At 66.6% G+C, this 8,054-nt stretch carries 6 protein-coding genes and 2 pseudogenes; 2 read left to right on the forward strand and 6 right to left on the reverse strand.

Features of this window, described 5'->3' with window-relative positions:
- On the forward strand, positions 1–647 hold a 647-nt coding region (locus AB0D14_RS44395; protein ID WP_362791081.1), incomplete at its 5' end, for a transposase.
- A gap of 112 nt (positions 648–759) precedes the next feature.
- Here AB0D14_RS44395 and AB0D14_RS44400 read toward each other — a convergent pair.
- Positions 760–1,512: pseudogene (locus AB0D14_RS44400) on the reverse strand (PE-PGRS family protein); the annotation flags it as partial.
- A gap of 131 nt (positions 1,513–1,643) precedes the next feature.
- Here AB0D14_RS44400 and AB0D14_RS44405 point away from each other — a divergent pair.
- Positions 1,644–2,132, forward strand: coding sequence for a hypothetical protein (locus AB0D14_RS44405; RefSeq protein WP_362791084.1), 489 nt, complete (start codon positions 1,644–1,646; stop codon positions 2,130–2,132).
- A gap of 784 nt (positions 2,133–2,916) precedes the next feature.
- Here the strand turns inward: AB0D14_RS44405 and AB0D14_RS44410 are convergent.
- The 5 genes and pseudogenes from AB0D14_RS44410 to AB0D14_RS44430 all read right to left on the reverse strand — a co-directional run bounded on the left by AB0D14_RS44410 (position 2,917) and on the right by AB0D14_RS44430 (position 7,035).
- Positions 2,917–3,336 (reverse strand): hypothetical protein, encoded by a 420-nt coding sequence (locus tag AB0D14_RS44410; RefSeq protein WP_362791087.1) that lies wholly within the window; start codon positions 3,334–3,336, stop codon positions 2,917–2,919.
- A 104-nt stretch (positions 3,337–3,440) separates the two neighbouring features.
- The gene (locus AB0D14_RS44415; protein WP_362791090.1) at positions 3,441–3,839 is read right to left on the reverse strand and encodes a hypothetical protein; all 399 of its coding nucleotides are present in this window, start codon (positions 3,837–3,839) and stop codon (positions 3,441–3,443) included.
- Positions 3,839–5,440 carry a hypothetical protein gene (locus AB0D14_RS44420; protein WP_362791093.1) on the reverse strand — a complete coding sequence of 534 codons (1,602 nt, stop codon included), beginning with the start codon at positions 5,438–5,440 and terminating at the stop codon, positions 3,839–3,841. Before AB0D14_RS44420 ends, AB0D14_RS44415 begins: the two co-directional genes overlap by 1 nt.
- Before the next feature lie 483 nt (positions 5,441–5,923).
- Positions 5,924–6,181, reverse strand: a pseudogene (locus AB0D14_RS44425) (ISKra4 family transposase); the annotation flags it as partial.
- Positions 6,182–6,516: 335 nt separating this feature from the next.
- Positions 6,517–7,035 carry a DUF4232 domain-containing protein gene (locus AB0D14_RS44430; protein WP_362791095.1) on the reverse strand — a complete coding sequence of 173 codons (519 nt, stop codon included), beginning with the start codon at positions 7,033–7,035 and terminating at the stop codon, positions 6,517–6,519.
- Positions 7,036–8,054: the final 1,019 nt, after the last annotated feature.

An 8,054-nucleotide genomic window follows, 5' to 3' on the forward strand; every position in this document is an offset into this window, starting at 1 on the left:
ATGCCGGATACGGTGACGCCGCCGCGTTCCGGCACGGACTGCAGGAGCGCGGCCTGAACTACGTGGTGGGGATCTCCACCACGCTGTCGGCCCAGCCCGCCGACGCGGTGCCGGTGGCCGGGCCGTACTCCGGGACCGGACGCCCGCCGGTGTCGAAGTATCCCGGCAAGCCGCAGTCGGTGAAGGAGCTGGTCATCGCGGCGGGCCGGAAGGCAGCCCGGCCGGTGCAGTGGCGTGAGGGCTCCCGGCCCGGCACCGGCCGCTCAGGCCGCAAGCGGATGTACTCCCGTTTCGTGGCCCTGCGTATCCGGCCCGCCGGGCGCGAGGTCCGCCAGAACGCCCACGGCCCGGAACTGCCCGTGTGCTGGCTGCTGGCCGAATGGCCGGCCGGTGAGAGCGAGCCGGTGCAGTTCTGGCTGTCCGACCTGCCCTCCGGCATGCCCCTGACTACGCTGGTCCGCCTCGCCAAGCTCCGCTGGCGCATCGAGCACGACTACCGGGAGATGAAACAGGCCCTGGGACTTGCCCACTTCGAGGGCCGGACCTGGAACGGCTGGCACCACCACGTCACCCTCATCTCCGCCGCCCACGCCTTCTGCACCCTGCAACGACTGGCCAAGGCCCCAAAAGACGCGGCGCCGGCCTGAGCCTCTACCAGATCGTCCGCGAGCTACAGACACTCCTCGCCCTCTGGACCGGCGCCTGCCCCACCTGCTACCGCAACATACCCACACCAATACAAACCTGACCAAGCCCTACTAGAGCCTTGACCGCCTTCTCGACCAGCTCTCCGATCCGGATGACCTCGGCACGTAGGGCAACCAACTCGTCGTAGCGCTCCGCCTTGTCCTCACCGCACCACTCCCGCACCGTGCGCAAGACGCCCGCCTCCGCGTCCAGCTTGCGGTCGTCCCGACGCTGGTACGAGTAGTAGGCGGGGCGAGCCCGCTCCTCGTCCAGTGCCTGCTGCTTGCGGTCCACCTCGGGCAGGATCTCCTCGGCCAGGCGTCGGGCGACCTGCCGTGCGACCCGCTCGGTAACCGGCCAGCCCGCCGTGTAAAAGCCGTTGCGGTCCTCGTGGACCATGGGATCGCCCCGTAGGCCGGTGGGATCCGCGCCAACAAGTGGTGCCGTCTCGTCGAGGTGACCCAACTCCAGGACCCCCGCATCAGCCACCGCTCTACGCAGACGCAAGCGGCCCTTGGGCCGGACGAAATCGAGGATCATCCTGGCCGCCTCGAACTCCGCGCTGCCCCGGACCTCCCTCGACGCCTCGGCCAGAGCCAGCTCCGCCATGTCATCCGCCCTGAAGGACTCGACGTCATTCCAGAAGGCCACCAGGCAGGTGGGGCTTACCCACTCCTGCAGGCCAGCCTCATCACCATCCAGGAACCGCACGTGTACCCGCCCTGATCTTCCAGAGCTGCGGACTCGGACGATCTCCACTTGGCGCACCGCGCCACCCAGCTCCTTCGGTGCGGCCCGATACGCCCAGCATTCCCCGGTCTCCATACGTCCATTGAGCCAGGTCGACGACACCGCCACGCACCAATCAACAGATCCTAGATATGTCTGATTTCCGCCGTCTCACCGGCAGGAACCTGAGAGAAGATCACGGTCAGCTGCTTCCAGGGGGATCTCACATGACCGACCAACACAACCGCACCTGCGGGCGCCCGACCCGCTCCGGCAACCCGTGCAAGGTCCGGATATCGGGCTCGGACGTGGCGTGCGGCACGCATGCCACGGAGCAGGACAAAGCCGTGGCCGAGGCCCACCGACGCGGATGGAGCGAAGGCTACAAATCCGGCAGCGAAAGCAGCGCGAGCCTTTCCAAATCTCGGATCGAACGACTGGAACAACGCGTCAAAGAGCTTGAGGAACAACTGGACGACGCGAAGCGCGTGTACGAGATCGACGGCCATCAGGTTGTGGATGTCGGCGGATACGCCTACCGCTGGCGCGGGAGCACACCGCTTGAGGTCGGCGACCGGGTACTGCTGCCCGAAAACTACGTGAGTCGCATGAAGAACGGGCCCGGCTCCACCCTGGGCGTAGTGAGCAAACTCGGCACCACCTATCGCGGGCCTCTGTCCGACATCGTCAGGCGAGCGCCCGCAACGGGCGAGTAAGGCGAAGCCTCCATCAGTTGGGCCCAATACGAGCACTAATCTTCGAGGAAGCGCCCTCGGTGGACGTCGCGCTCTGTCCCAGGACGCGACGCCTATGCGGCTCCCATGAGAGCAAGATCATTAACTGTCAAGGTTCTCCCCCAGCGTGGAACGTGTCCTGGCGATCTCGGACTCGGCATGTTCGTGAGCATCGTGGGCCCGGTCTGCAGCCCTTTTCCCGATGGCCAGGAACCCGAAGAGCCCCGTGACGAGCCCAACCAGGACTGCGCTGACGCTCGCGACACGGGCAGTTGAGACCGCGTAACGAAGATTCAAACGGGCTGCGCCTCGCTGTCCCTGCACCCATCGCTTCCTCGCGGAGTCGGCAGCATTGGCCGCGCCCGCAGCGCAGACCTCGGTCAGAGCCGCGAAAACGAAGGCCAATGCCATGACGCCGCTCAAGGCCGAGCCCACGCCGACGAGAACTCCTCCGACACGGTCTCCCGTCGACGGCCGGTCCGTAAGAAGAGCTGCACCGATGCAGTAGCCAGACATCCCGAATAGCGAGACAGCGAGACAGGTCCAGCCGAGCAACGCCCCTCCCGGCCCCGCCTCTCCCACTTCCTCCGATTGATCCCCACCAGGACGTTCCTTCTCGTTACGCTGGTGTCCCTGGGACGCCTGAGACTCGTGATCCCGCCCGTGGTCCGGTCTTGACGTCTGGTGGTTGTTGACGTCTCCGTACACATTGCCCGCGATGAACACGCCGGGCCCGCGATTGTGCTGCCCGCCCCGGCTCTCAGAGTCAGTCGTGTCTGCCATGACCCGCACCGTGGTTGATGGTCAGACCGCCTTCAACATTTCCGTTGATGAAGGTGCCCGTACCGTGATTGTGCTGCTTGACCACGGCGGTCGGGCGATCCTGCCGGGCCAGAGCCAACAGCTCCGCATACGCGACCGGTTCCGACTCCGCGAGTCGTACGAGCACGGGAGCCCACGTGATCGCGGCGGCCCGTACGACGGCCTCACGGTCACCCGCCGGGGTCTGGGCCACAGCGGTCCGATCTCGGTCCAGACGCTCAAGCTGAGCCGCTGCCTCGTCCTCTTGGCCGCTGCGTCGGATCAGACGGCCAATGGCCTCACGGACCCTCTGGTACCCGTCCTGGGTCGCCTGAGCGAGGAAGGCCGCGGCCATGGTGGTCGCCGCGAACGTCACTTCGTCCACTTCGTATCCCCCCAACTGGTCGCAGCACTGTACCCACGCGTGCCGCGGGTGGCAGCCGGAACGGTTCATCCCGCATCTCGGACCGGCTCAAGGGGTAATCGGACTCAACTCAGCAGTCCGCCAATGGCGTTGGCGAGCGCTTCGCCTCCTTGCTGGACTGCGGTGTCCACAACCAGCGCGGGCAACGCCTGCGCGATCCCGCGCAGTGTGCCGGCCTGTGGCGCATCGGGAGTGGCGAGCGAGGTGTCGACGGTGTCCGCCATCGCACGCAGGACCGTGGCGTTCTGCAAGTCCGCTGCATTGCGGTCAACGTCCGCGCGGAAGGCAGCGAGGAGGCCGCGCACAGCGTCAATGTCGACAGTGCCTTGCACCGAGGCGGACTGATGGATATTGGAGATGTTCTGTCCCACCACGTTCTGTAACGGTGCGTTGTTGGTACCGCCGATGCTGATGCCCGAGCCATGGCCCGGGTCGGGTTCGGGTCGACGCCGTCCCACAACCATTACTTGCCTCCCTGATTCTTGTTGTCCTGGCCGACGCCACTGATGCCGCTGCCGGCGACGTTCTGGATGGGGGCGTTGTTGTCCCCGTAGACGAGGATGTTGTTGGTCACGGTGGCGACCTGCCGTTCGTACGCGGCCAGGTCGATGCCCTGCTCGTCGAGATACTCGGCGACGGTCCGGAAGACGCAGGACTGCATCAGAACGACGTGCCTCTTGGCGTCGTCGCTCTGGTGCATGTCGGTGACTTCCTCGGTGGAGTACCGGTCGCGCAGGCTCACCGGGTCTTCTTCCTCCGCACGGCCTTCGGCCTTCTCGCCGAGGCGGGCGACCAGTCGCCACACGGCCAGGGGGCCCATGGCCGTGTCCAGGAGCGACTGCGCAGCAAGCCACCTGAGCAGACGCACTCCGCGTGTCCGGGCCGGTTTGGCGGTCACCCGCAGCTCGTTGTAGAGCGGTGTCATCACGTGTGGACGAATGGTCAGCCGCAGCTCTCCGGCCTCCAGTGCGGCATGCACGAAAACGCTCACCACGATCTGTCCGTCCCAGCTGATGCACTGGGCCCGCAGATACAGTCGGTCCGGCACACCGGAAGGGGACCTGCGTCCCAGACCGCTCAGGTCGGGCAGCTCCACCTTCGTCTCGCGGGTGCGCTGCAGCCATCGGGCCGCCGGAAGGCCGAGTATGCGCTCCATAGAGAACCCGGGGAGCGGATCGGTGATCTCCCTGGCACCGCGGCCCAGTTCATTGAGGGCGGTGCCCACGCGTCGGAGAAGTTCCGCTTCTCCGAACGGTCTGACCGACTCCTCGGCGTCCTTGGCCTTCAGGGGGATGCTGATGCGAGCGGGCCCCCAGACATCGCGTCCGGCGCCGACGAACTGCTCCGAGGCGTCGTAGGGCAGCGCCAACTGCGACTGGTCCTTGCTGATGTCCGACATCCTGCGTCCGGCCTTCGCAGCGACCCACGGCAAGCCATCGGACGACACGCCCTCTCGCGCCAGGGCACCCAGCGCAGCCCTTGCCACCAGCCGGTCGGCCGCATACGCCAGTGCGACGACAGCCGCCAGCCCGAAGGGGAGTAGAGCCAGTTCGAGTCGCAGCTCGAACACGTCGCCGCCAACGGGTCCGTACGGCAGGAGTGCGAGCAGCCACGGGGTGAGCAGCACGGCATACGCCAGGCGTCGCGAAGGCGCCCACCGTGTCCGGCCGACCCTGCGGAGCGCGCGGAAAGCAGCCCACCGCAGGAACAGAGCGACGACGACAGCAGCCGCCCAGATCGCGAAAGCCCACGGCACCGTATAAGCGACCAGCCCACACAGGACCAGGATGCATGCGCACCGTGCCCACCTGCGCCGCCGCGCACGAAGACCGTGCGCCATCACCGGAACAAGATCGAAGCCGTACGACGGCACAGGCAGCGGCGGCCCCTTCAGCACATGGTCAACAACCCATTGCGCAGTCGGTTCGCCCAGGGACGGGCAGTTGTCGCTGCCCTCCAGATAGATCGGCCGCCTGGTACTGCGCCGCGGCTTCTTGGGCTTGCCCGCCTTGCCCCGGATCCTGCGCCACCACGCCTTGGCGGCCTTCACCCGATCAGGTCGCACATAGACCGCCTGACACAGCAACCGCGTCACTTCGGACGATGTGGGGCCCACCTCCGCAGGGCGGTTGGCCCCAGAGGCAACAGGATTCGTCTGAACCGGGACAGCAGGCCACTCGGCCTCCTCCGCCCGCGCCCTCCCCCGAGCACGCACACCCCACCCAACCGCCATCCCGCTCCCCCGTTTATCGACAGGCGGGCATCCTCACGGTGGACAGCAAGAACCGCCAGACCACAAACGCGACAATGTGCGCAACCTCGCCGGATAGCTGATAATTGGCCAAAACTGCCTCCGGTTTCCTGGCAATCTGACCGGGCCATTGGCGCCGCCGAAAACTTCAAGACTGAGCCTCTCACTACACCCAAAGACCCAATGAAGGCTCAAAAGCCATCCGCCTCCGGCAGCCGATCCCGTGAATCGGCTGCCGAACATCAGCTACTGGCGGGCCAAACAAGGAAGGGTGTAGCTCTCCTGCAGTGAGATCGTTCAGGCCGTCAGGCGGTAATCGGCCTGGTCGAGGCGGGGATAGAGACGTGTGTGTTCCTGATGCACGTGGCAGCGCCAGTAGGCGGTGAAGTCGCCGTTGCTGATGATCGCGCGGAGTTGGAGGAGGGCTTCGGGTCCGGGGACGCTCCAGCGGCTGCCGGTGATCGCAAGTCGGTCGGCGACCAGATGCCTGGCCGCGCCCTCGATCACGCCGCTGCCGATCGGCCGGCCCCGGGCGAGCGCCCGGTCGTAGCGGAGGAAGCCGCGGGCTTGGTGCGTTTGGATCTGAACGGTGATGAGGTAGCCGACGGTGCCGCCGATGAAGGCGGGGATTGCGGCCCAACCTGCCAGGGACAACGGCCACGCCATCCATCGTGGGTCGACCTTGGCTGGTGAGGTACTACCGATCAGGACCTCATACGCGGCTGCCCGGCCGAGACGCACACCGTTCAAGACGAAGAGGAACCTCCACCCCGGCAAGAGGACTTCCGCCGGACGGAAACTCCTTGGTCAGCCGTCTGTCGCCCGCCACCAGGACAGGAGGCGGGCGACGCTGGTGTCGACGGGCGCCGCGGAGGCGCCCGTCGCGGGGGTCAGCTGTAGGGGACGGCGTCGGCGGGGTCGGCGTGCCAGTTGGTGGCGAGGGGGCGGTCGACCTGGACGGTGTGGGGGAGGTTGAGGGTGACGAAGTTGTCCTCGTCTCCTGTGACGGAGAGGTGGAGCTTCTCGAACAGCCTGCCGTTCTCGTTGTTGGTGGACTTGGGGTTGATGCCGGCGTAGGCGGCGGTGGAGCCGGAGAGGACGACGTCGTCGCTGACGGCCTGCTCGGCGGGCCGCAGCTCGGTGTCGGCGGCGGAGCCGAAGGACGCGGAGGGGAAGACGCCCTCCAGGTAGCAGGTGATGCCGGACTTGGCCTTGGCGGTGACGAGGAGGTAGCCACCTGCCTGCGTCTTCGAGGTGATCTTGAACGTCAGGTCGTTGGTGGCACAGGCCCGCGCGGCGGTGTTTCCGCTGTCGGCGGTGGCGGCCGGGGTTGCGGTGGCAGCCAGGGCAGCCGCGGCGGCCACGGCCAGGGCGAGGCGGGCGGAGCGGGCGGCAAGTCGCGAACGCATCGAAGATCTCCATGGTGCGGAAGTGGGTCGTCCAGCGGACTGCTTGGACGGCCACAGCTTGTTCCGTGATCTGTTCCACCCGCCACAAAAAGCGATCAAGTTGGGACGCTGGAACGCTGGAACGGGCACTGACCAGCAGAAACGCTGGCGGCCTGGAACGGGTGCCCGGGACGGGCAGGGTGGATCATCACCTGGCCCCACCGATGTCCGGGGCGTTCTCCTCCAGCCACGGGACAATCCTGTTCGCGTGATCACCAGCCGGGACAACACCTCCTCCCGCCCAGCAAGACGCCTGGTCAACTTCTCAGTATGTGCCTGCAGTTCGGCAATCTCCTCCCTTGCGGCAGCCTTCCACCGCGTCCTGGGACTCGACGATCCGCCGTTCGACCACGAACGGCAACGGCGCACAGCATCACCAGCTCACTGCAGAAGAGCCGCACCCGTCTCCGATAGCAGGCAGGCTTTGTCCCGTGATCGGTGGTGACAAGCGGGCGGCGTGGCGCATCCCCGTACCCGAATTCGGTGACACAACCCCTTACGCGACTACCGGTAGTTCGTTAAATCCGGCAGTAGAGGTCAATGCCGTGTCCGGTGGTGACCGCGTCGATGAGCGCCTGGAACTCGGAGGGTGGGTCCGTGTCGGTCCATGCTTGCCATCATCGGTTGAGGGCGACGGCGGGGGTGAGCCAGGAACGGATGGATCGTAAGGCCCTGGGCCAGCAGAGCTGTTGGTGCTGGTGGGACGGGGCTGAGCCCCCTCTCTGGCCCCTCGTTGGGGCACGGGTCCGGCGCGGTGGCATCCACGGGGCCGGGTGGGGCGAACCATTGGTCCCAGCAGAAGGAGAAGGCGCAGTTCACCAGTGTCTGGTGTCGGCGGATGTCGCGGTCGGAACGTACTTGGAAGTCGGCCCAGCCGAGTTCGTCCTTGACCTGCTTGTAGCTCTGCGTGCGCCGTGAGGCGCTTCGCTGTATTCCCGGTGCAGCCGGGAGGAACTCGGAAGGAGGTTCCTGGGTCACCT

This window comes from Streptomyces sp. NPDC048484, assembly GCF_040651415.1.
Taxonomy (GTDB): Bacteria; Actinomycetota; Actinomycetes; order Streptomycetales; family Streptomycetaceae; genus Streptomyces.